The following is a 21,448-nucleotide window of genomic DNA, read 5'->3' on the forward strand; positions in this document are numbered from 1 at the left end:
CTCGTGTCTGAGTCTCTCGAAATCACCCCGGATGCGGTCGAAGCCGCGGTCGCGACGGCGCTCGACGCCATCGCCGCCGCAGCCGACACCGCCGAGTTGAAAGCCGCTCGTGCGGCGCACGTCGCGGAGGGATCTCCGCTTGCGATCCTGAACGCCTCGATGCGCCAGGTCGCTCCCGAGAACAAGGCGGCGTTCGGCAAGCTCGTCGGTCAGGGACGTGGACGTGTGACCCAGGCGCTGGCGGCCAAGGAGTCCGAGCTCGCCGCCGCCGAGGTGGCGGCCCGGCTGGAGTCCGAACGCGTCGACATCACGGCCGTGCCCTCGCGCACGCGCGTCGGCGCGCGGCATCCGCTCACGCTGCTCAGCGAGCAGATCTCCGACATCTTCGTCGGCATGGGATGGGAGATCGCGGAAGGGCCGGAGCTCGAGCACGAGTGGTTCAACTTCGACGCGCTGAACTTCGACGTCGACCACCCCGCCCGCCAGGAGCAGGACACCTTCTACGTCGACCCCGCCTCGCGTCACCTCGTGATGCGCACGCACACGAGCCCCGTGCAGGTGCGCTCGATGCTCGACCGCGAGGTGCCCATCTACGTGCTGTGCCCCGGTCGCGTGTACCGCACCGACGAGTTCGATGCGACGCACCTGCCGGTGTTCACGCAGTTCGAGGGCCTCGTGATCGACAAGGGTATCTCGATGGCCCACCTCAAGGGCACGCTCGACCACGTAGCGCGCCAACTCTTCGGACCGGAGGCCAAGACGCGCTTCCGCACGAACTTCTTCCCGTTCACCGAGCCCTCTGCCGAGCTCGACCTGTGGCACCCGACCTTCAAGGGCGGCGCGCGCTGGATCGAGTGGGGCGGATGCGGCATGGTGAACCCGAACGTGCTGCGCGCGGCCGGGATCGACCCCGACGTGTACAGCGGCTTCGCGTTCGGGATGGGCGTAGAGCGGGCACTCATGTTCCGCAGCGACGTGCAGGACATGCGCGACATGGCCGAGGGCGATGTCCGCTTCAGCGAGCAGTACGGGATGGTGGTGTGATGCGCGTCCCGCTCTCGTGGTTGCGTGAATACGTCGATGTGGCAGCGGATGCGACGCCCGAGGACGTCCTCGCGGCGATGGTGTCTGTCGGGTTCGAGGAGGAGGACGTCCACCGCTTCGAGCTCCAGGGTCCGATCGTCGTCGGTCAGGTCGTCTCGCTCGAGCCCGAGCCCCAATCGAACGGCAAGACCATCAACTGGTGCCAGGTGGACGTGGGCGAGGAGCACGGCGGCGTGCGCGGCATCGTCTGCGGCGCGCACAACTTCACGGCCGGGGACAAGGTCGTGGTGACGCTCCCCGGGGCCGTGCTGCCCGGTCCGTTCCCGATCGCGGCGCGCAAGACCTACGGGCACGTGTCAGACGGCATGATCGCCTCGGCGCGTGAACTCGGTCTCGGCGACGAGCACAACGGAATCGTCGTGCTCTCGGACCTCGACCTCGACGCGCCGGTCGGCACCGATGCGATCGCGCTGCTCGGCCTCGACGACGTCGCGGTCGATGTGAACGTCACCCCCGACCGCGGGTACGCGTTCTCGGTGCGCGGCATCGCCCGCGAGTACTCGCACGCGACGGGGGCGGAGTTCCGCGACCCCGCCGAGCGCGACTTCGCCGAGCTGCAGCCGGGCGCCGGCCACACCGCGATCGTCGACGACACCGCTCCCGTGCGCGGCAAGGTCGGCGCGAGCGAGTTCGTCACCCGCGTCGTGCGCGGCGTGGATCCCTCGCGCCCGACTCCGCCATGGATGATCGCGCGGCTGTCGCTCGCGGGCATGCGCTCGCTGGGCGTGCTGATCGACATCACGAACTACGTCATGCTCGAGATCGGCCAGCCGCTGCACGGCTACGACCTCGACAAGCTCGCGGGCGGCATCACGGTGCGCCGTGCGACGCCCGGAGAGAAAATGACGACGCTGGACGGCCAGGAGCGCGTGCTTCACGTCGAGGACCTCCTGATCACGGACGAGTCCGGTCCGATCGGCCTCGCCGGCGTCATGGGCGGCGGCACGACCGAGATGAGCGAGACGACGTCGAACGTCCTCATCGAGGCGGCGACCTTCGACCCGGTCACGATCGCCCGCACCGCGCGTCGGCACAAGCTGCCGAGCGAGGCGTCCAAGCGCTTCGAGCGCGGCGTCGACCCGCTCGTGCCGTTCGTCGCGGCCCGCCGCGCCGCCGACCTCATGGTCGAGCTCGCGGGGGGAACGCTCACCGACGAGGGCGGCGCGTTGTTCGCCGAGGTGTTCGTCGCCGACATCGAGCTCCCCACCGGTTTCGTGCAGGGCCTGATCGGCGTCGACTACACGGATGCCGAGATCACCGGTGCGCTCCGCACGATCGGCGCCGAGGTCACCGACTCCGACGCCGGGTGGACCGTCATTCCACCGACCTGGCGGCCCGACCTCACCGACAAGTGGTCCCTCGCGGAGGAGGTCGCCCGCATCCACGGGCTCGACCGCATCCCCTCTGTGCTGCCGACCCCGCCCTCGGGTCGTGGTCTCACGGTCCTGCAGCAGGGGCGTCGCCGTGTCGCGAACGCCCTCGCCGCGGCAGGGCTCGTCGAGACGCCGTCGTTCCCGTTCACGACCGACGCGCAGAACGACCTGCACGGCTCGCCCTCGGGGGAGCACGTGCCCAGCATCCGACTGGCGAACGCGCTCGACGGCGCAGCCCCCTTCCTGCGTCGTTCGCTCGTGCCCGGTCTGCTACAGATCGCGCACCGGAACATCTCGCGCGGCCTGACCGACCTCGCCCTGTTCGAGACCGGTGTCGTCTTCCTGCCCGAGCCCGGCGTCGAGTACGGCACGGCCGAGGTCCCGCCCCTGGGGGTCCGTCCCTCCGACGAGACGCTCGCCGCGCTGAACGCCTCCATCCCGCCGCAGCACCGCCACGTGGCCGTGCTGCTCACGGGCAATGTCGTGGCGCGTCAGCCCGGTCGCGCTGCGGAGGCCGCAGGTCTCAGCGAGGCCCTTGACGCTGTGCGCGTGATCGGTGAGGCCGCCGGCGTCACGATCGACGTCGCCCAGTCTCAGCGCGCCGCGCTGCACCCCGGACGCACCGGTGTGCTCACGGTCGGCGACGTCGAGGTCGGCTATGTGGGCGAGCTGCACCCGGATGTGGCGGCCGACGCGGATCTGCCGGGTCGGGCCACCGTGGTCGAGCTCGACCTCGACGGCATCCTGGCCCTTGCGGGAGAGAAGCCGATCGCCGCGTCGCTGTCGACCTTCCCGGCGGCGACGCAGGACGTCTCGCTCGTCGTGGGCGCCGATGTCCCCGCAGGCGACGTGAGCGCGGCCCTGGTCGAGGGCGCCGGCGCGCTGCTCGAGTCGGTGCGCCTGGTCGACGACTATCGTGGCGAGGGCATGGCCGAGGGCTCCAAGAGCCTGACGTTCGCGCTGCGCTTCCGCGCCGAGGATCGCACCCTCACCGCCGCGGAGGCCACGGAAGCCAAGCTCGCCGGCGTCGCGGTTGCCGCGGAGCGCTTCGGCGCCGTCATCCGCGACTGAGTCGCACAGTCAAGCGCATACGCCTCCTGCATCCCGTTCTGGGATGCAGGAGGCGTATGCTGGCCCTATGAGCACGCAGATCGCGGTACGGCTTCCTGACACGACGGTGTTCGCCCTGGACGCCATCGTGGCGTCGGGAGGGGCGTCGAGCCGCACCGCGCTGGTCACCATCGCGATTCAGCGCGAGCTGCGACGTCGGGCGGCCGAGAACGATGCCGGCATCCTCGCGCGCCGAGGCGCAGGCGACGATCTCGACGGACTCGTCGACTGGTTCGCCGGCAACGTCGAGATCGAGCGCTGAGGTGCGGGAGATCTGTCTCGCCAGACTCGACAAGACCCGGCCTGTCGTCGTGTTGACGCGGGAAGCGGCGAGAGCGGCGATGAGCAAGGTCACCGTGGCTCCCATCACCTCGACCGTCAAAGGGCTGAGCAGCGAGGTCCCTGTGGGCCCCGTCGACGGACTCGACCACCCGAGCGCGATCTCGATCGACAACACGATCACCATCCCGGTATCCGCGCTGGGGCGCACTCTCGGGTACCTCTCCGAGTCGCAGGAGGCGCATCTGGCGCGGGCCGTGATCCTGGCGTTCGACCTGGATGCGCTCGTCATGACCGATCAGGAGTGATCGCCGGTTCTCCGCTGTGAGCGGAGGCCCCTTCCGCTCGTCGGCGGATGCTGGTGACATGGGCTCATGACGGATGTGCTGATCCTCGGCGGAACGGGCTGGCTCTCGGGCCGCATCGCGCAGCGCTGGCTGCTCTCAGGCGCGACCGTGACGTGCCTCGCCCGCGGCGGGCGTCCTGCTCCCGAGGGGGCGTCGCTGATGATCGGCGACCGCGACGCCGCTGACGTGTTCGACCTCGTCGCCGCGCGCGACTGGGACCACGTGGTCGATGTCTCGTCCCGGGCCGATCACGTGCGCGCGGCCGTCGAGGCGCTCGGCGACCGCGCCGGGCGGTGGACGTATGTGTCGTCGATGTCCGTCTACGCCGACGACGCCACCCCGGATGCCGACGAGACGGCGCCTCTGCTCGCGGTGGCGCGGCCCGGCGACGGGTACGACTACGGCGCGGAGAAGGTCGCCGCCGAGATGGCTGTGAAGACCCTCGGCGATCGCGCACTGATCGTGCGTCCCGGGCTGATCGTCGGAGACGGCGACCCCAGCGACCGTTTCGGCTACTGGGCTGCCGCCTTCCTCCGCGACGGCGACGGGACGATCCTGCTGCCGGAGACACACGATCGCCTGACGCAGGTGATCGATGTCGATGACCTCGCCGACTTCATCGTGTCGACCTCGGCGACGGGCGCGGTGAACGCGATCGGCGACCGGCATCCGCTCGGCGACGTGATCGAGCGGGTGCGGACGGCCGCAGCGCACCGTGGCGACACCCGGACCGCCGGCGACGACTGGCTGCTCGCCCACGACGTGGAGTACTGGATGGGCGACCGGTCGCTGCCGCTGTGGCTTCCCGCCGAGATGACGGGATTCATGTCCCGGTCGAACGACCGGTACAGAGCCGCCGGGGGCGAGCTCAGGGACCTGGACGAGACGATCGCTCGCGTCATCGCCGACGAGAACGAGCGCGGCGTCGAACGCCCGCGACGTGCGGGCCTGACGCGAGACGACGAGCTCGAGCTGCTCAAGCTGCTCGGCTGACACGCGCGCCACGACCTCGGGGGGAGACCGGTCGCACATCGCTAGACTGCGATCAGTGACACGGGGTGCCGCAACCGCGGCTGAGAACAGACCCGTCGAACCTGATCTAGTTCGTACTAGCGAAGGGATGTCGCAATGAGCGATCTTCTGCGTCCGCATACCACCTCGACCTCGGCGGTCGGCGCCGCGGAGCTGCTGTCGGCTCTGCGTGAAGCACCGCCCTTGACCCACTGCATCACGAACACCGTGGTGACCGGATTCACGGCCAACGTGCTGCTCGCACTCGGCGCTGCGCCGGCGATGGTCGACATCGTCGGAGAATCCGGCATGTTCGCCGGCGTCGCCTCCGGACTGCTGGTGAATCTCGGCACGCCGACGCCCGAGCAGCGGGCCGCGAGCGTCGAGGCCGCAGCCGCCGCCGGGCTCGCCGGCACACCGTGGGTGCTCGACCCCGTGGCGATCGGCGCGCTGCCGATCCGCACCGCACTCGCGCACGAGCTGCTCTCCGCCGGGCCGACCGCGGTGCGCGGCAACGCCTCCGAGATCCTCGCGCTCGCGGGAGAGAGCGGCGGCGGACGCGGAGTCGACGCCACCGACACGACGGATGCTGCGGCCGAGTCGGCGATCGGGCTGGCTCGGCGCTCCGGTGTCGTGATCGCTGTCTCAGGACCGATCGACCTCCTCACGAACGGGGAGCGGATGCTGCGGATCGAGAACGGCCATGAGCTCCTCACCCGCGTCACCGGCGGAGGCTGCGCTCTGGGGGCCGTGATGGCGGCCTTCCTCGGCGCGGCCCGGGCGACCGGCGCCGAGGCGCTGACCGCCGTCGGCGCGGCGACGCTCGTCTACACGATCGCTGCGGAGCGGGCGGCCCGTACCGCATCAGGTCCGGGCAGCTTCGCGGTCGCTCTGCTCGACGCGCTCGCTGGACTCGCCCCCGAGGATCTGGCGGACGCCGCACGCGTCGAGGAGGTCGCGCTGTGATCGCCGACCTGTCGCTGTACCTCGTGACGGACCCGGTGCTCTGCGGCGATCGCGGGGTCGTCGAGACCGTGCGTCGAGCGGTCGACGGAGGCGTGCGCATCGTGCAGCTCCGTGACAAGCAGGCCACCGACGCCGAGATCACGGTGCAACTCGTCGAGCTCTCCGAAGCGATCGACGGGCGTGCGCTGCTGCTCGTCAACGACCGGTTGGATGCCGCGCTCGCCGCGCGATCGCTGGGCGCCCGCGTCGACGGAGTGCACCTCGGACAGGGCGACGCCTCGGTTCTCCGCGCCCGAGCCGAGCTGGGCCCGGACGCCCTGATCGGTCTGACCGCGAACACGCTCGAGCATCTCGCTGCGGTGGCCGCGCTCCCGTCCGGGACGGTCGACTATCTCGGGGTGGGCGTGATCCGCCCCACGAGCACCAAGCCCGACCATCCGCCGGCACTCGGCGTCGAGGGGTTCCGCGCCATCGCCGTGGCCAGCCCGCTGCCCTGCGTCGCGATCGGGGGAGTCGGGATCGACGACGTCGCCACGCTCCGCCGCGTCGGCGCCGCGGGAGTCGCCGTGGTCTCGGCGCTGTGCGCCGCCCCCGACCCCGCATCCGCGGCGGCGGCGTTCCTCTCGGAGTGGCGGAGCGCCGGCATCCCTCGCGTCCTGAGCATCGCCGGCAGCGACCCGTCCGGGGGAGCCGGCATCCAGGCCGACCTCAAGTCGATCGCCGCGAACGGCGGGTACGGCATGGCGGCCGTGACCGCGCTCACCGCGCAGAACACGCAGGGGGTGCGCGATGTGCACGTGCCACCCGCCGACTTCCTGCGCGCGCAGCTCGACGCGATCTCCGAGGACATCGTCGTCGACGCCGTGAAGATCGGGATGCTCGCGGATGCCGACGTCATCCGGGTCGTCGCCGACTGGCTCGACGCGGTGCACCCGCCCATCGTGGTGCTCGACCCGGTCATGGTGGCGACGAGCGGAGACCGACTGCTCGACGCCGACGCGGAATCGGCGCTGGCGCGGCTGCTCGCACGCGCACACCTGGTGACGCCGAACCTCCCCGAGCTCGCGGTGCTCACGGGCCGCGCGGTCGACGGGTGGGACGACGCGCTCACCGCAGCACAGGACCTGTCGCAGCGGATCGGCGTCGCCGTGCTCGTGAAGGGCGGGCATCTCCCCGGCGACGACGTGCCCGACGCGCTCGTCGACGCGAGCCGAGGCGGTCTTCGTGAGTTCGGGGGGACGCGGATCTCCACCGAGAACACCCATGGCACGGGATGCTCGCTCTCCGCCGCCCTCGCGACACGCCTGGCCCGCGGTGACGGGCCGGTCGACGCGGTGTCGTCGGCGCGCGACTGGCTGCGCGGATCCCTGCGCGCGAGCGGTGCGCTGCACGTCGGCCGTGGGCGCGGTCCTGTGAATCACTTCTCGGCGCTGTGGGAGAGCGGAGGCGTGTCGCGTCCGTCCCCCGAGGAGGTCCGCACCGACTGGTGGGAGGCCATCGCGCCGCACCGCGCGGGCATCGACGACCTGCCGTTCATCCGTGCGCTCGCCGCAGGGACCCTCGACCGTGCGCCGTTCCTGTTCTATCTGCAGCAGGACGCTCTGTACCTGCGGGAGTACGCGCGTGTGCTCGCAGAGGCCTCGCGGCGCGCCCCGACATCGGCCGAGCAGGCGTTCTGGGCGGACTCCGCGCGCGGGGCGATCGCCGGCGAGCTCGAACTGCACGCCTCGTGGCTGACCCCGCAGCGGCGCGCGGACGACGCGATCTTCGCCGCCGACCCGGCGCCGTCGACCACCGCCTATCTCGACCACCTGCGCTCGGTCGCGTTCGGTGGCGACTACGCCGAACTCGTCGCGGCCGTGCTGCCCTGCTTCTGGCTGTACGCGGATCTCGGTCGGCGACTGCACGCGGGCGAGCTCGATGCCGCCGCGCTCGACCCCGAGCACCCCTATGCTGACTGGCTGGCCACCTACGCCGACCCCGCGTTCGAGGAGGCGACCGAGCGGGCCATCGAGTACACCATGCGCGCGGCGTCCGCCGCGGATGCCCCAGGCCGGGCGCGCATGCTCCGTGCCTTCGAGATCTCGAGCGCCCACGAGCTCGCCTTCTTCGCGGCACCATGACGTCGCTGATTTGCGTGCGCCGCGCGGCGCGCGCTATCGTCGCGGCATGCCTTCGGCCGACTCCGCCACCCTGACGCTCGCCCCGAGCGTCATCGTCGTGCGCCGACGCCGCGGCGGCCGCCGACTCTAGGCGACCCCGCGCTCCTGCTTGCCATCCGGCGGTCGAGTGCCGGTGTCGCCGCCCCGGCCCCCGACACTGCACCCCCGTTTCCGCGAGGGGTCCGACCGTTAAGGTAGAAGCATGACGTATTCCGTCGCCGTCTCCGGCGCATCCGGCTATGCGGGCGGCGAGATCCTACGCCTCCTGGCGGCGCATCCCGACATCGAGATCCGCACCGTCACGGCGCACTCGAACGCCGGCCAGCCGCTCGTCCAGCACCAGCCGCATCTGCGCTCGCTCTCGCACCTCACCCTGCAGGACACGACGCCCGAGATCCTCGCCGGACACGACATCGTGGTCCTCGCGCTGCCGCACGGCCAGTCGGGCCAGTACACGGATGCTCTGGGCGAGACCGCACTCGTGATCGACGCGGGAGCCGACCACCGTCTCACCGCATCCGACGCGTGGGACGCGTTCTACGGCGGGACCTTCCACGAGCCCTGGACATACGGCGTTCCCGAGCTCCTTGTGGGTGGCGCCAAGCAGCGCGAAGCGCTCCGTGGCGCGACCCGCATCGCCGCACCCGGCTGCAACGCCTCGACCGTGAGCCTCAGTCTCGCTCCCGGTGTCGCGGCGGGCGTGATCGACGCGGGCGACATCGTCTCGGTCCTCGCCGTCGGCCCCTCGGGGGCGGGAAAGAGCCTGAAGACGAATCTGCTGGGCAGCGAGATCCTCGGCACGGCCAACCCCTACGCGGTCGGCGGTACGCACCGGCACATCCCCGAGATCCGGCAGGCGCTCGCCGCGGCATCCGGCCGTCCGTCGACCGACGAGAGCATCCGCATCTCCTTCACGCCTGTGATCGTGCCGATGGCGCGGGGCATCCTCGCCACCTCCACCGCCCCGATCTCCGAGGGCGTGAGCGACGCCGAGATCCGCGCCGCATGGGAGTCCGCCTACGGCGATGAGACCTTCGTGCAGCTGCTTCCCGCGGGCGAGTTCCCGCGCACCGCCGACGTGCTGGGTGCGAACACCGCGCTGATGGGTCTCGCGATCGATCGCGCGGCGAACCGGGTGACCGTCGTGACCGCGGTCGACAATCTCGTCAAGGGCACCGCCGGCGCTGCCGTCCAATCCATGAACCTCGCGCTGGGCCTCCCCGAGGACCGCGCCCTCTCAGTGAACGGAGTCGCGCCGTGAGCGTCACCGCCCCCGCAGGATTCGAGGCGGCCGGAGTCGCCGCCGGTCTCAAGTCGACCGGCAAGCCCGACGTCGCGGTCGTCGTCAACCGCGGTCCCCGCAAGGTCGGCGCGGCCGTCTTCACCAGCAACCGCGCCAAGGCCAATCCCATCATCTGGTCGCAGCAGGCGGTCGCCGACCGTGTCGTCGAGGCCGTTGTCCTGAACTCCGGCGGGGCGAACTGCTTCACCGGGAGCTTCGGCTTCCAGACCACGCATCAGACGGCCGAGAAGGCCGCCGAGCTGCTGGGCGTCAGCGCGGGCGATGTGCTCGTGTGCTCCACCGGGCTCATCGGCGTCGGCGACGAGGTGTTCCGCAGCAAGGTCCTGGCGGGCACCGAGCAGGCGATCGCCGAGCTGTCGTCCGAGGGCGGCCAGGTCGCCGCCGAGGCCATCATGACCACGGACAGCGTCTCCAAGACCGCGGCCGTCTCCCGCGACGGCTGGACGATCGGCGGCATGGCGAAGGGCGCGGGAATGCTCGCCCCGGGGCTCGCCACGATGCTCGTCGTGATCACGACGGATGCCGTGCTCGAGCCGCTCGAGGCGGATGCCGCGCTCCGCGCCGCGACCGGCACCACGTTCGACCGCCTCGACTCCGACGGCTGCATGTCGACCAACGACCAGGTGACACTGCTCGCGAACGGCGCGTCGGGCGTCGCACCGTCCCTCGACGACTTCGGCGCAGCCCTGCGCGAACTGTGCCAGGAGCTCGCCGTCAAGCTGCAGGGAGACGCCGAGGGCGCGAGCCACGACATCACGATCGAGGTCACGCACGCGGCATCCGAGTCCGACGCGGTCGAAGTGGGCCGCTCGGTCGCCCGGAACAACCTCTTCAAGGCCGCGATCTTCGGCAACGACCCCAACTGGGGGCGTGTGCTCGCCGCGATCGGGACGACCGGCGCCCGGTTCGACCCCTACGACGTCGACGTGTGGATGAACGGCGTGCGCGTGTGCAGCGAGGGCGGCCCCGACCGCCCGCGCGATGAGGTCGATCTCACGCCGCGTGCCACTCACCTCGTGATCGACCTCAAGGTCGGCGACACCACCGCGACGATCCTCACGAACGACCTCACCCACGACTACGTGCACGAGAACAGCGCGTACGCCTCATGACCGACATCCAGGACACCACGCCGGACGTCGCCGCCGTCAAGGCCTCGACGCTGATCGAGTCGCTGCCGTGGCTCAAGAAGTTCCGCGACCAGATCGTCGTCGTCAAGTACGGCGGCAACGCGATGGTCTCCGACGAGCTGCAGGAGGCGTTCGCGCAGGACATCGCCTACCTCCGGTACGTGGGCGTGCTGCCCGTGGTCGTGCACGGCGGAGGGCCGCAGATCTCGAACATGCTGAACCGGCTCGAGATCCCGAGCGAGTTCAAGGGCGGATACCGGGTCACGAACACCGAGGCGATCAGCGTCGTCCGAATGGTCCTCACGGGGCAGGTGAACCCGCAGCTCGTCTCCAAGATCAACTCCCACGGCCCGATCGCGACGGGCCTGAGCGGTGAGGACGCCGGTCTGTTCGGCGGTCGCCGCCGTGGTGTCGTGATCGACGGCGAGGAGATCGATCTCGGTCGCGTGGGCGACGTCGTGGAGGTCGACCCCACACCCGTGCTCGACCACCTCGCGGCCGGACGCGTGCCGGTCGTGTCGAGCATCGCGCCCGACCTCGACCACCCCGGCCAGTCGCTCAACGTGAACGCGGATGCCGCAGCGGCGGCGCTCGCGGTGGCGCTGAAGGCGCGCAAGCTCGTGATCCTCACGGACGTGCCCGGCCTGTACGCCGACTGGCCCAACCGCGACTCGCTCGTGTCGCACATCACTTCGGGAGCGCTCGTCGAGATGCTCCCGACGCTCGAGTCCGGCATGATCCCCAAGATGCGGGCGTGCCTGGATGCCGTCGAGGGCGGCGTCGACGCCGCCGCGATCATCGACGGACGCGTGCCGCACTCGGTGCTCGTCGAGTTGTTCACCAGCAAGGGAATCGGAACGGAAGTAGTCGTGGGAAGCGCAGGGACGGACGCATGAGCAACTGGCAGGATGACGCGGCGACCGATCTGGTCCTCAACGCGGGGCCGCGCCTCGCGATGCTCACGCGCGGTGAGGGCTCGTACCTGTGGGACTCGGAGGGGCGACGCCACCTCGACTTCCTCGCCGGCATCGCCGTGACCTCGCTCGGCCACGCGCATCCGGTGTTCGTGGAGGCCGTGTCGACGCAGGCCGCCACCCTCGCGCACGTCTCCAACTATTTCGCGACGCCCTCGCAGCTGGCGCTCGCCGCGCGTCTCAAGCGCCTCGCGGGCGCGGGCTCCGACGGCCGGGTTTTCTTCTCCAACTCGGGTGCGGAAGCGAACGAAGCCGCGTTCAAGCTGGCCCGTCTGCACGGTGGAGCCGAGAAGCCGCGCATCCTCGCTCTCGAGAACGGCTTCCACGGTCGCACGATGGGCTCCCTCGCGCTCACGGCGAAGGAGGCCATGCGCGCGCCCTTCGAGCCGATGCCCGGCGGCGTCGAGCACATCCCCGCGATGATCGAGGCATTGGAGGCGGCGATCGACGACCGTGTCGCCGCCGTGATCGTGGAGCCCATCCAGGGCGAGGCCGGCGTGGTCGAACTCCCCGAGGGGTACCTGGCCGCTGCGCGCTCACTCACGCTGGCGCACGGCGCGCTGCTCATCGTCGACGAGATCCAGACCGGCGCCGGACGCACCGGCGCCTGGTTCGGGTTCAGCCACGAGGGCATCACCCCCGACGCCATCACGCTCGCGAAGGGCATCGGCGGCGGTTTCCCGATCGGCGCTCTCGTCACCTACGGGGCGGCCAGCGCGCTGTTCACGCCCGGCTCGCACGGATCGACCTTCGGCGGCAACCCGCTGGCGACCGCCGTGGCCGATGCCGTGCTCGCCGAGATCGAGCGCGCGGGACTTGTCGACAACGCGGCCCGCCGCGGCGAAGAGCTGCGCGACATCGTCCTGGGCATCGACTCGCCCATCGTGAGCGGCGTCCGCGGTCGCGGCCTGCTGATCGGCGTGGGGCTGACCGCGCCCGTCGCGAACGAGGTCGTCGCGGCCGCCCAGGAGCGCGGACTGATCGTGAACGCTGCGAATCCCGAGACCGTGCGCATCGCGCCGGCCCTCACCATCGGCGACGCCGAGCTCGCCGAGTTCCGCGAGCTGTTCACCGCCGCGCTCGCCGACGTCTCGGCATCCCTCACCTCCTCCGGAAAGGCCGACCTGTGACCCGCCATCTCCTGCGCGACGACGACCTGACGCCCGCCGAGCAGGCCGAGATCCTCGATCTCGCGCTCGAGCTCAAGAAGGACCGCTGGTCGAACAAGGCCCTTGCCGGCCCCCAGACGGTCGCCGTGATCTTCGACAAGTCGTCGACCCGTACCCGTGTCTCGTTCGCGGTGGGCATCGCCGACCTCGGCGGCTCGCCCCTGATCATCTCGACCGCGAACAGTCAGCTCGGGGGCAAGGAGACCCCCTCCGACACCGCCCGGGTGCTGGAGCGCCAGGTCGCCGCGATCGTGTGGCGCACCTACGCGCAGTCAGGACTCGAGGAGATGGCCGCCGGCACGCGAGTGCCGGTCGTGAACGCGCTGTCCGACGACTTCCACCCCTGCCAGCTGCTCGCCGACCTGCTCACCATCCGCGAGCACAAGGGCGACCTGAAGGGCCTTACCCTGACGTTCTTCGGTGACGGGCAGAGCAACATGGCCCACTCGTACGCGCTCGCCGGCGTGACGGCCGGGATGCATGTGCGCATCGCCTCGCCCGCCGACTACGCGCCGCGGGCCGACGTCGTCGAGGCCGCCGATCGCCGTGCCGCCGAGACTGGCGGATCGATCACCCTTCTCACGGATCCGGTCGAAGCAGCAGCCGGCGCCGACGTCGTGGTCACCGACACCTGGGTGTCGATGGGCAAGGAGGAGGAGAAGCTCGCGCGCATCCGCGATCTCGGCGGTTACAAGGTCACACCCGAGACCATGACGATCGCGGACTCCGAGGCGATCTTCATCCACTGCCTGCCCGCCGACCGGGGCTACGAGGTCGACTCCGAGGTCATCGACGGCCCGCAGAGCGTGGTGTGGGACGAGGCGGAGAATCGTCTGCACGCTCAGAAGGCTCTGCTGGTGTGGCTGCTCGACAAGAAGGACGCGTGATGACCGCCGAGAAGAACGACGGCACCAACGAGGGCGCGCTCTGGGGCGCGCGGTTCGCGAGTGGACCCTCGCCCGAGCTGGTCGAGCTCAGCCGCTCGACGCACTTCGACTGGATCCTTGCGCCCTACGACATCGCGGGCTCCCACGCGCACGCGACCGCTCTGGAAGCGGCCGGGTATCTCAAGGCCGACGAGGCGGCGCAGATGCACGCGGGGCTGGATGCCGTGGCGCGCAAGGTCGCCGATGGCAGCATCCGTCCCGTGCCCTCCGAAGAGGACGTCCACGGCGCGCTCGAGCAGGCACTGATCGCCGAGCTCGGCCCCGAGCTGGGCGGACGTCTGCGCGCGGGCCGCAGCCGCAACGACCAGATCGCGACGCTCGTGCGGATGTACCTGATCGACCACGCGCGTGTGATCGCGCGCGACCTGCTCCGCGTGATCGACGCGCTCGTCGCCCAGGCGGAGGCGCACCCCGACGCGATCCTGCCGGGACGGACGCACCTGCAGCATGCGCAGCCGGTGCTGCTGGCGCACCACCTGCAGGCGCACGGCTGGCCGCTGGTCCGCGAGCTCGAGCGCCTCGTCGACTGGCGTCGCCGCGCCGGCGTCTCGCCGTACGGCGGGGGAGCACTGGCGGGATCGACGCTCGGTCTCGACCCTGCGCTCGTCGCGACCGAGCTGGGCCTCGACCGTCCGGCCGAGAACTCCCTCGACGGCACGGCGGCGCGCGACGTGGTCGCGGAGTTCGCGTTCATCGCGGCCATGACGGGCGTCGACCTGTCGCGCCTGAGCGAGGAGATCATCCTCTGGAACACCCGCGAGTTCGGGTTCGTCACGCTGCACGACAGCTACTCGACCGGGTCGAGCATCATGCCGCAGAAGAAGAACCCCGACATCGCGGAGCTCGCACGGGGCAAGTCCGGGCGTCTGATCGGCAACCTGTCGGGCCTCCTCGCGACGCTCAAGGGCCTCCCGCTCGCGTACAACCGCGATCTGCAGGAGGACAAGGAGCCGGTGTTCGATTCGGTGCAGACGCTCGAGGTCGTGCTGCCGGCTTTCGCGGGCATGATCGCGACGCTGCGCTTCGACACCGACCGCATGGCGGCGCTCGCCCCCGAGGGGTTCTCGCTCGCGACCGACGTGGCCGAGTGGCTCGTGAAACGCCGAGTGCCCTTCCGTGACGCGCACGAGATCTCCGGTGCGCTCGTCCGCGCCTGCGAGGAGCAGGGGATCGGTCTGGAGGACGCGTCCGAGGAGCTGCTTCTCTCGGTGTCGCCGCACCTCACCCCGGAGGTTCGCGAGGTGCTCACGATCGAGGGGTCGGTGGCATCGCGCACCGGAGTCGGCGGTACCGCCCCCGAGCGGGTCGCCGAGCAGCGGGCCGAGCTCGTCGCTCGGGCGCAGGCCGCGGCGCACGCCCTCGGGCTCTGAGGGGCTCGCGCCCGACTCAGTGCCTCGCGCCCGACTCAGTGCAGGGAGTCGTCGGCGGGAGTCCGCGTCCAGCGCGTGAAGGTCACGGTGAGCCCGGCGCGCGTCGGCGCGGCGAGGAAGGGGCCGGCGGATGCCGCGCGCGCACCGTCGAACGGTGCCACACGCACCAGGCGCCACGGGCCGTCGCCCGCACGGGCGCGCACCACGACGGCATCCGCCCATCGACTCACGCGCACCGTGATCTCGGCGTCGCGCCAGTCGTCGACGTGTCCCACCGACCAGTCGGAGCGGACGTCGGTGACGACGGCGCCGAGCCCGAGGTGGCCGTCGGCGTACTCGACGCCCGCCTTGATCCAGTGCTCGTCGTCGGCGTGCACGAAGACCCCTGCCTGGTCGAACTGTCCACTCCACGGGGCGCGGAACGAGACCTCGACGGCGTCTCCCACGGCGAGGGGCGCCAGCAGCGCGTGCTCGGTGTCGTGCACGAATCCGTAGGCGGTGTGTCGCCAGGCGTCGCTGCCCTCCACGGCGGTCGCATCGAGGTGATCGGCCTCCAGTGCGGACACGGCTGCGGGGGAGTGCGTCCAGGTTCCGCGGGACCAGGGCATGTTCTCGGTCTGAGGCATAATCCGAGCTTATAACCCATTGGGGCATAAAGCCAGGATATGCATGATACGGTTATCTCATGGTCATCGCTGTGGTCGCCGACATCGTGGGCTCTCGCAAGCTCGACGATCGTACCTCCGCGCAGCGCATTCTCGACGAGACGATCGCGCGGGTCGAGGCCGACCTGCCGCTCGCGCAGCAACCGCTCACTCCCACGGTCGGCGACGAGCAGCAGGGCGTCTACCGCGCGCTCGACGACGCCCTCGTGTCGCTCCTGATGATCCAGCTGCGGCTTCCCGACGGCATCGCCTTCCGTTTCGGGATCGGGATCGGCGCCGTGAGCGCGGTGGAGTCCGTGCACGGCGAGCTCGCGGACGGGCCGGGCTGGTATGCGGCGCGCGCCGCGATCGACACCGTGCACGCGAAGGAGGGTCGCGCCGTGCCGGGAGCGCGGACGTGGATTGTCGGTGCCCCGGGGCAGGATGAGGTCATGCCGAGCACGATCGCCGCGTCCAACGCCTACCTCCTCGTCCGCGACGAGTTGGTCGGAGCGATGTCCGAGCGCGAACGTCGCCTCACCTACGGCCGCCTGATCGGCAGGTCGCAGCAGGAGCTCGCGGCCGACGAGGGCATCTCGCAGCCCAGTGTGTCGAAGTCCCTGCGGAGCGCCGGAAGCGCGGCGCTCCTCGACGGCGTCGCCGCATTGCGAGGGGACTCGGCATGATCGTCGCGGGATTCGTGCTGCTCGCGGTCGGCGCCGCCGATCTCGTGAGGCAGTTCGCTCCCCGGCGGTGGATCGGCTACCTCACCGTCACGGTGATCCTGCTGCTCCTCGGGAGTGTCGGCGACGCACTGCTGCCGATGCTCGCCGCGCTCGTGGTCGGCGCCCTCTGGGTGTGGTGCATGCCCTCGGAGCGACCGGCGCCGCTCGGATTCTGGCCCGCGGCGCTCCTGGGACTGCTGAGCATCGGCAGCGTCGTGTGGATCGCACCGCGCGTCGACACCGGACTGATCGGATAGGTGTGGGAGCTGCGTTCACCGTTCGGTGAGGTGCCGTTCGACCTCGCGATGCTCGCCCTCGGGGCAGGCGTGTTCCTGCTCGAGTCCTCGAACCTCGTCGTCCGGGCGGCGCTCGACGGCGAACACACCTGGCGTCCGACGGACATCACGCGCGTGACCTCCGGGGCAGACGGACCGGCGTCGCCGGAAGCCGAGACCGCGCCGGATTCAGGCACTGCCCCGGATCCGGGCACTGCCCCGGCCACCGCCGCAGCAGCGGACGCCGCGTCCTTCTCCGGAGCGGGTGATCCCGCAGACGATCCGCTGCACCTCGCCGCCGGATCCCGCGCGCCTCGCGATCCGCGGGCCGGTTTCAAGGGCGGCCGACTGATCGGTCCGCTCGAGCGCATCCTGGTCCTCATCCTCACGCTCGCGGCGGCCTACCCGATCCTCGCCGCGATGCTGGCGGCGAAGGGCATCGTCCGGTTCCCGGAGATCTCCCGCGACGGGGAGACCGGGGCGCGAGCGGAGTACTTCCTCGTCGGCAGCCTCGTGAGCTGGGTCATCGCCCTCGGCGCCGCCTTCCTCGTCTGGTGGGCCGCGCACAGCTGACGTCCGAGCCGGCTCCCGTCACCGGCGACGGCGCGATTCGGGATGCCCTCGCGCTGATAGCCTGGAGCGCGTGTCTGATTCCGCTCTGACGACCGCGAGCCCTGCGATCGACCCCACGTTCGAGAACGTGTGGGACGAACTCGTGTGGCGCGGCCTCGTCCACGTGTCCACTGACCAGGAGGCGCTGCGCGCCCTTCTCGCCGGGGACCCGATCACGTATTACTGCGGCTTCGACCCGACGGCGCCGAGCCTGCACCTGGGCAACCTCGTTCAGCTGCTCACGCTCCGCCGCATCCAGCTCGCCGGACACAAGCCCCTCGGTCTCGTCGGCGGTTCGACGGGCCTGATCGGCGATCCACGACCGACGGCCGAGCGCACGCTGAACACGCGCGAGACGGTCGAGGAATGGGTGGGGCGACTGCGGTCGCAGGTCGAGCGCTACCTGAGCTTCGAGGGCGAGAACGCCGCCCGCATGGTGAACAACCTCGACTGGACGGCGCCGATGTCGGCGATCGACTTCCTCCGCGAGATCGGCAAGCACTACCGTGTCGGCACCATGCTGAAGAAGGACGCGGTCGCCGCGCGTCTGAACTCGGATGCGGGCATCAGCTACACCGAGTTCAGCTACCAGATCCTGCAGGGCATGGACTTCCTCGAGCTGTACCGCCAGTACGACTGCGTGCTGCAGACAGGGGGCTCCGACCAGTGGGGCAACCTCACGAGCGGCACGGACCTGATCCATCGCGTCGAGGGCACCTCGGTGCACGCGATCGGCACGCCGCTGATCACGAACAGCGACGGCACCAAGTTCGGCAAGAGCGAGGGCAATGCGATCTGGCTGGATGCCGAGATGTGCAGTCCGTACCGGATGTACCAGTTCTGGCTGAGCACGGCGGATGCCGACGTAGTAGACCGCCTCAAGGTGTTCACGTTCCTGACGCGGGCGGAGATCGAGGAGTACGCGGCGCTGGTCGAGGCGGAGCCGTTCCGCCGGGCGGCGCAGAAGCGCCTCGCGCTCGAGGTCGTCACGACGGTGCACGGCTCCGCTGCTGCCGCCGCCGTGATCGCCGCCTCGGAGGCGCTGTTCGGCCAGGGCGACCTGACCGCGCTCGACGCCGGGACGCTGCGCTCGGCTCTCGAGGAGCTGCCGAACACGACGGTCGCGCGGGGATACCCCGTGATCGACGCGCTCGTCGACACCGGACTCGTGGCGAGCCTCTCGGAGGCGCGGCGGGCCATCGCCCAGGGCGGCGTGTCGATCGACGGCATCCGGGTGGAGGACGACACGGCGACCATCCAGGGCGCGCTGCCGGGAGGGGCGTCCGTGCTCCGGCGCGGCAAGAAGACCCTCGCCGGCGTGTTCGTGTCCTGACCGGCATCCGCATTCTCGACGTCTGACGGCGGCGACCGGGTTCTCTCCAGGTCGCCGCCGTTAGGCTTCCTGCGATCGTCGTCCGACAGGAGATCAGCGATGCCCTTCACACCGAGCCATGCCGTGGTCGCCCTGCCGTTCATCCGCACTCCGCTGGTGCCCGCGGCGATCGCGATCGGCGCCATGACGCCGGACCTGCCGCTGTTCGTACGGGGCGTCGGCCTCGACTACGGTTTCACGCACACGGCGACGAACGTCGTGTGGACGGCGGCGCTGGCGTTCGCGCTGCTCATGCTCTGGCGCGTGCTGCTCCGCCCTGCCGTGCCGGAGCTGATGCCGTCGTGGATTGCGCGCCGCCTTCCGACCGAGTGGTCCGATACCGGCCGGGCCGCCGCTTCGAGGGCGATCGGCGCGGGGGAGAGCCGGCTGTACCCGCTGATGCTCGTGGTGTCGTTGATCCTGGGCGTCCTGTCGCACATCCTCTGGGACCTGTTCACCCACGAGGGGCGGTGGGGCGTGGAGACGTTCCCGGTGCTCGATGCGATGTGGGGTCCGCTCACCGGTTTCAAATGGCTCCAGCACGGATCGAGCCTGGTGGGTCTGGTCGTGATCGGCCTCTGGGCCCTCCTCCGACTGCGCCGGGCCGAACCCCGCTCCGCGGTGGTCCAGTCCGTTCCGGCAGCGGTGCGTCTGGCCTGGTGGATCTCCCTTCCGGCGATCCTCGTGACGGCCTGTGTGATCGGCTACCTCGCGTACGGCCCGTTCACGTCGGAGTTCACGGTGCAGCATCTGGCCTACCGGATGCTCCCGCCCGCGTGCGCGCTGTGGGGCGTGCTCACGCTGCTGCTCTGCCTCGCGATGCCGCTGTTCCGGCGTGTTCACCAGCCGGCGTGATCGGATCCCCACGCGTGGGGAGGTTCGAACTCGAAGCCCGGCAGCGCTGAGCGCGCGGTGACGATCCTGCGTCCGTCGACGAGGAATCGCGCGGTCGGATCCGCGGTGGATCCCGTCGCGGATCGGCTCTCGGAGGCGGGAACGGGCTCCGCCCGGCGAGGCATGCCGAGCAGCTCTGCGGCGACCCTGCGGAGCGAGGTGCGGACGACCGACGAACGTCCCTCGTGGCCGCCCTTGCGGAGCAGGGCTGTGATGGCGGCGGCGAGGAGGTAGCCGGCGCTGTGGTCGAGAGCCTGCGCAGGGAGGGCACCGGGGTGGATGCCGTCGGAGGACTCGACCCACGAGATCCCCGCGGAGGCCTGGACCAGGCTGTCGAACCCCGCGGCGTCGGGCTGATCCTCGCCCCACGCGCTGAGCTGGCCGACGATGAGACGGGGGTTCCGCGCGAGGAGGTATGCGGGTGCGAGGCCGAGGCGGGCGATGGACGCGGGTCGATAGCCGAGCACGACGACGTCGGCGGCCTCGACCAGCTCCGACATGCGCGGCGAGCGGGCGTCGAGCAGTGCGCTCCTCTTGCCGTGTCCCGTGTCGAGGTGCTGCCATTCCGGTTCAGCGAGCATCGGCGGGTCGATGCGGAGTACGTCGGCGCCGAGCAGTGCGAGCGTGCGGGTCGCCACGGGCCCTGCGATCACCCGCGTGAGATCGAGAACGCGGATGCCGGCGAGCGGGAGACCGTCGCCGTCAGCGGGGGAGTCTTCTCGGGGCAGGGCCGTGCCGTCGACACGCTCGACCTCCACAAGCGGGTGCGCGCGAAGGATCGTGTCCGCGATGTGGTCTTCCGGGTCGACGGAGACGGCGAGGCCACCAGCCGCCGTGATGTGGGTGAGAGCGACAGAGGTGGTCAGGCGTGAGACGACGGCGGCGAGAGCGTCGGCATCCGTTCCCTCGGGGAGGCCGAGACCGCGAACCAGCGCCGCGGCGTGATGCGGGTAGTTTCCATGCGTGCGGATCCATCCGTCGCCTGTGGGCCAGAACCCGGAGTACGGCGACCAGACCGAGGGGGCCGATCCGTCCAGAGTCAGCAGGCGGTCGCTGCGGTACGCCGCGGCGACCCGGGTGCCGTCGATCAGGGCCGGATCGACTCCGGAAGCGAGCGCGACGGCCGAGACGCTGGCAGACGCGAGGTCGCCGCAGGCCAGACGAGAAGGCAGAGGGACAGCAGCGAGGTCGTCCGGGGAGGGGAGCGACGACGTGGGGATGCCGAGCTCTCCGGCCACGCGGGAGAGCACCTCGAACGCGGCGACACTCATGGCGCGATCGTATCCCTGCGAACTGTCGGCTTCGAAAACCGGCGCTGATCCGGGACGATCTCGAAGGAGTCCGCGGACGACACGCCCGGGGTGATGGGCTCGATTTGCCAGAACCCCGGAACCCACGTAACTTATTACTTGTTCGCCCCACAGGGAAGCGGAGAAGCCCAGAGCTTCACCCCCCTCAAGCGGAGAACCACTCCCGATCCTCTCACTTGTGAGATCAGGCGCCTGCGTCTAGGATGGGAGATCCACCCCTTCTGCGGCTGTCATCGGCTGCGCAACGGATCTCAGATCCGTGCGGCGCGCTGGTTTGACAAGCGAGTCAGGGTGGGTAAGATTGAGAAGTTGCCCTTCGGGCCTGACTGTGATGGTTGGGTCGGGGGAGCGTCCGATCCTTGAGAACTCAA

The 21,448-nt window shown here is 70.6% G+C and carries 20 protein-coding genes and 1 riboswitch; of the genes, 18 read left to right on the top strand and 2 right to left on the bottom strand.

Going from position 1 to position 21,448, the window contains the following annotated elements:
- Window positions 1-3 precede the first annotated feature (3 nt).
- The 13 genes from pheS to argH all read left to right on the top strand — a co-directional run bounded on the left by pheS (window position 4) and on the right by argH (window position 15,245).
- Window positions 4-1,044: a phenylalanine--tRNA ligase subunit alpha gene (gene pheS / locus AKH00_RS11730; protein WP_050722851.1), complete on the top strand. Its 1,041-nt coding sequence runs from the start codon at window positions 4-6 to the stop codon at window positions 1,042-1,044.
- The gene (gene pheT, locus AKH00_RS11735) at window positions 1,044-3,548 is read left to right on the top strand and encodes a phenylalanine--tRNA ligase subunit beta (RefSeq protein WP_050722852.1); all 2,505 of its coding nucleotides are present in this window, start codon (window positions 1,044-1,046) and stop codon (window positions 3,546-3,548) included. Before pheS ends, pheT begins: the two co-directional genes overlap by 1 nt.
- A 67-nt stretch (window positions 3,549-3,615) precedes the next feature.
- A complete protein-coding gene (locus tag AKH00_RS11740; protein WP_050722853.1) occupies window positions 3,616-3,849 on the top strand; it encodes a hypothetical protein in 234 nt (77 codons plus the stop codon).
- Window positions 3,761-4,174: a type II toxin-antitoxin system PemK/MazF family toxin gene (locus AKH00_RS11745; protein WP_327037269.1), complete on the top strand. Its 414-nt coding sequence runs from the start codon at window positions 3,761-3,763 to the stop codon at window positions 4,172-4,174. The genes AKH00_RS11740 and AKH00_RS11745 overlap by 89 nt, the downstream gene beginning before the upstream one ends.
- A 66-nt stretch (window positions 4,175-4,240) precedes the next feature.
- Window positions 4,241-5,206, top strand: a complete 966-nt coding sequence (locus tag AKH00_RS11750; protein ID WP_050722855.1) for an NAD-dependent epimerase/dehydratase family protein — start codon at window positions 4,241-4,243, stop codon at window positions 5,204-5,206.
- Window positions 5,207-5,257: 51 nt separating this feature from the next.
- Window positions 5,258-5,351, top strand: a riboswitch (TPP riboswitch).
- Window positions 5,342-6,190, top strand: a complete 849-nt coding sequence (gene thiM, locus AKH00_RS11755; protein ID WP_050722856.1) for a hydroxyethylthiazole kinase — start codon at window positions 5,342-5,344, stop codon at window positions 6,188-6,190. Its footprint overlaps the riboswitch before it by 10 nt.
- Complete coding sequence (locus tag AKH00_RS11760; protein WP_050722857.1) at window positions 6,187-8,313, top strand: bifunctional hydroxymethylpyrimidine kinase/phosphomethylpyrimidine kinase; 2,127 nt, start codon at window positions 6,187-6,189, stop codon at window positions 8,311-8,313. The genes thiM and AKH00_RS11760 overlap by 4 nt, the downstream gene beginning before the upstream one ends.
- A gap of 241 nt (window positions 8,314-8,554) precedes the next feature.
- Window positions 8,555-9,613, top strand: coding sequence for an N-acetyl-gamma-glutamyl-phosphate reductase (gene argC, locus AKH00_RS11765; protein ID WP_050722858.1), 1,059 nt, complete (start codon window positions 8,555-8,557; stop codon window positions 9,611-9,613).
- The gene (argJ, locus tag AKH00_RS11770; protein WP_050722859.1) at window positions 9,610-10,767 is read left to right on the top strand and encodes a bifunctional glutamate N-acetyltransferase/amino-acid acetyltransferase ArgJ; all 1,158 of its coding nucleotides are present in this window, start codon (window positions 9,610-9,612) and stop codon (window positions 10,765-10,767) included. Before argC ends, argJ begins: the two co-directional genes overlap by 4 nt.
- Window positions 10,764-11,681, top strand: a complete 918-nt coding sequence (gene argB / locus AKH00_RS11775; protein WP_050722860.1) for an acetylglutamate kinase — start codon at window positions 10,764-10,766, stop codon at window positions 11,679-11,681. Before argJ ends, argB begins: the two co-directional genes overlap by 4 nt.
- Entirely contained in the window at window positions 11,678-12,889 is a 1,212-nt protein-coding gene (locus AKH00_RS11780; RefSeq protein ID WP_050722861.1) for an acetylornithine transaminase, read from the top strand. Before argB ends, AKH00_RS11780 begins: the two co-directional genes overlap by 4 nt.
- Window positions 12,886-13,815, top strand: coding sequence for an ornithine carbamoyltransferase (gene argF / locus AKH00_RS11785; RefSeq protein WP_050722862.1), 930 nt, complete (start codon window positions 12,886-12,888; stop codon window positions 13,813-13,815). The genes AKH00_RS11780 and argF overlap by 4 nt, the downstream gene beginning before the upstream one ends.
- Entirely contained in the window at window positions 13,815-15,245 is a 1,431-nt protein-coding gene (gene argH, locus AKH00_RS11790) for an argininosuccinate lyase (RefSeq protein WP_050722863.1), read from the top strand. The genes argF and argH overlap by 1 nt, the downstream gene beginning before the upstream one ends.
- A 35-nt stretch (window positions 15,246-15,280) precedes the next feature.
- Here argH and AKH00_RS11795 read toward each other — a convergent pair whose 3' ends face one another.
- Complete coding sequence (locus AKH00_RS11795) at window positions 15,281-15,871, bottom strand: DUF1349 domain-containing protein (RefSeq protein WP_050722864.1); 591 nt, start codon at window positions 15,869-15,871, stop codon at window positions 15,281-15,283.
- A 59-nt stretch (window positions 15,872-15,930) separates the two neighbouring features.
- Here AKH00_RS11795 and AKH00_RS11800 point away from each other — a divergent pair, with 59 nt between their 5' ends.
- The 5 genes from AKH00_RS11800 (at window position 15,931) to AKH00_RS11815 (ending at window position 19,728) form a co-directional block, all read left to right on the top strand.
- Window positions 15,931-16,575 carry a SatD family protein gene (locus AKH00_RS11800; protein ID WP_050722865.1) on the top strand — a complete coding sequence of 215 codons (645 nt, stop codon included), beginning with the start codon at window positions 15,931-15,933 and terminating at the stop codon, window positions 16,573-16,575.
- Window positions 16,572-16,871, top strand: coding sequence for a hypothetical protein (locus AKH00_RS18285; protein WP_235556754.1), 300 nt, complete (start codon window positions 16,572-16,574; stop codon window positions 16,869-16,871). The genes AKH00_RS11800 and AKH00_RS18285 overlap by 4 nt, the downstream gene beginning before the upstream one ends.
- Window positions 16,872-17,462: a hypothetical protein gene (locus AKH00_RS11805; protein ID WP_235556755.1), complete on the top strand. Its 591-nt coding sequence runs from the start codon at window positions 16,872-16,874 to the stop codon at window positions 17,460-17,462.
- 70 nt (window positions 17,463-17,532) lie between these two features.
- Window positions 17,533-18,834 carry a tyrosine--tRNA ligase gene (tyrS, locus tag AKH00_RS11810; RefSeq protein WP_200903841.1) on the top strand — a complete coding sequence of 434 codons (1,302 nt, stop codon included), beginning with the start codon at window positions 17,533-17,535 and terminating at the stop codon, window positions 18,832-18,834.
- 99 nt (window positions 18,835-18,933) lie between these two features.
- Entirely contained in the window at window positions 18,934-19,728 is a 795-nt protein-coding gene (locus AKH00_RS11815; protein ID WP_050722867.1) for a DUF4184 family protein, read from the top strand.
- On the opposite strand, the gene AKH00_RS11820 is transcribed toward AKH00_RS11815, so the two are convergent.
- Window positions 19,713-21,038, bottom strand: a complete 1,326-nt coding sequence (locus AKH00_RS11820) for a CoA transferase (protein WP_082297563.1) — start codon at window positions 21,036-21,038, stop codon at window positions 19,713-19,715. The genes AKH00_RS11815 and AKH00_RS11820 overlap by 16 nt on opposite strands.
- Window positions 21,039-21,448 lie beyond the last annotated feature (410 nt).

Source organism: Microbacterium sp. GCS4 (genome assembly GCF_001262495.1).
Lineage (GTDB): Bacteria > Actinomycetota > Actinomycetes > Actinomycetales > Microbacteriaceae > Microbacterium.

Coding starts and splice junctions, on each gene's coding strand:
- argH (WP_050722863.1), top strand. CDS start 13,815: ATGACCGCCGAGAAGAACGACGGCACCAACGAGGGCGCGCTCTGGGGC.
- AKH00_RS11800 (WP_050722865.1), top strand. CDS start 15,931: ATGGTCATCGCTGTGGTCGCCGACATCGTGGGCTCTCGCAAGCTCGAC.
- AKH00_RS18285 (WP_235556754.1), top strand. CDS start 16,572: ATGATCGTCGCGGGATTCGTGCTGCTCGCGGTCGGCGCCGCCGATCTC.
- thiM (WP_050722856.1), top strand. CDS start 5,342: ATGAGCGATCTTCTGCGTCCGCATACCACCTCGACCTCGGCGGTCGGC.
- AKH00_RS11750 (WP_050722855.1), top strand. CDS start 4,241: ATGACGGATGTGCTGATCCTCGGCGGAACGGGCTGGCTCTCGGGCCGC.
- pheT (WP_050722852.1), top strand. CDS start 1,044: ATGCGCGTCCCGCTCTCGTGGTTGCGTGAATACGTCGATGTGGCAGCG.
- argC (WP_050722858.1), top strand. CDS start 8,555: ATGACGTATTCCGTCGCCGTCTCCGGCGCATCCGGCTATGCGGGCGGC.
- AKH00_RS11780 (WP_050722861.1), top strand. CDS start 11,678: ATGAGCAACTGGCAGGATGACGCGGCGACCGATCTGGTCCTCAACGCG.
- AKH00_RS11820 (WP_082297563.1), bottom strand. CDS start 21,038: ATGAGTGTCGCCGCGTTCGAGGTGCTCTCCCGCGTGGCCGGAGAGCTC.
- AKH00_RS11745 (WP_327037269.1), top strand. CDS start 3,761: ATGCCGGCATCCTCGCGCGCCGAGGCGCAGGCGACGATCTCGACGGAC.
- AKH00_RS11740 (WP_050722853.1), top strand. CDS start 3,616: ATGAGCACGCAGATCGCGGTACGGCTTCCTGACACGACGGTGTTCGCC.
- AKH00_RS11815 (WP_050722867.1), top strand. CDS start 18,934: ATGCCCTTCACACCGAGCCATGCCGTGGTCGCCCTGCCGTTCATCCGC.
- argB (WP_050722860.1), top strand. CDS start 10,764: ATGACCGACATCCAGGACACCACGCCGGACGTCGCCGCCGTCAAGGCC.
- AKH00_RS11795 (WP_050722864.1), bottom strand. CDS start 15,871: ATGCCTCAGACCGAGAACATGCCCTGGTCCCGCGGAACCTGGACGCAC.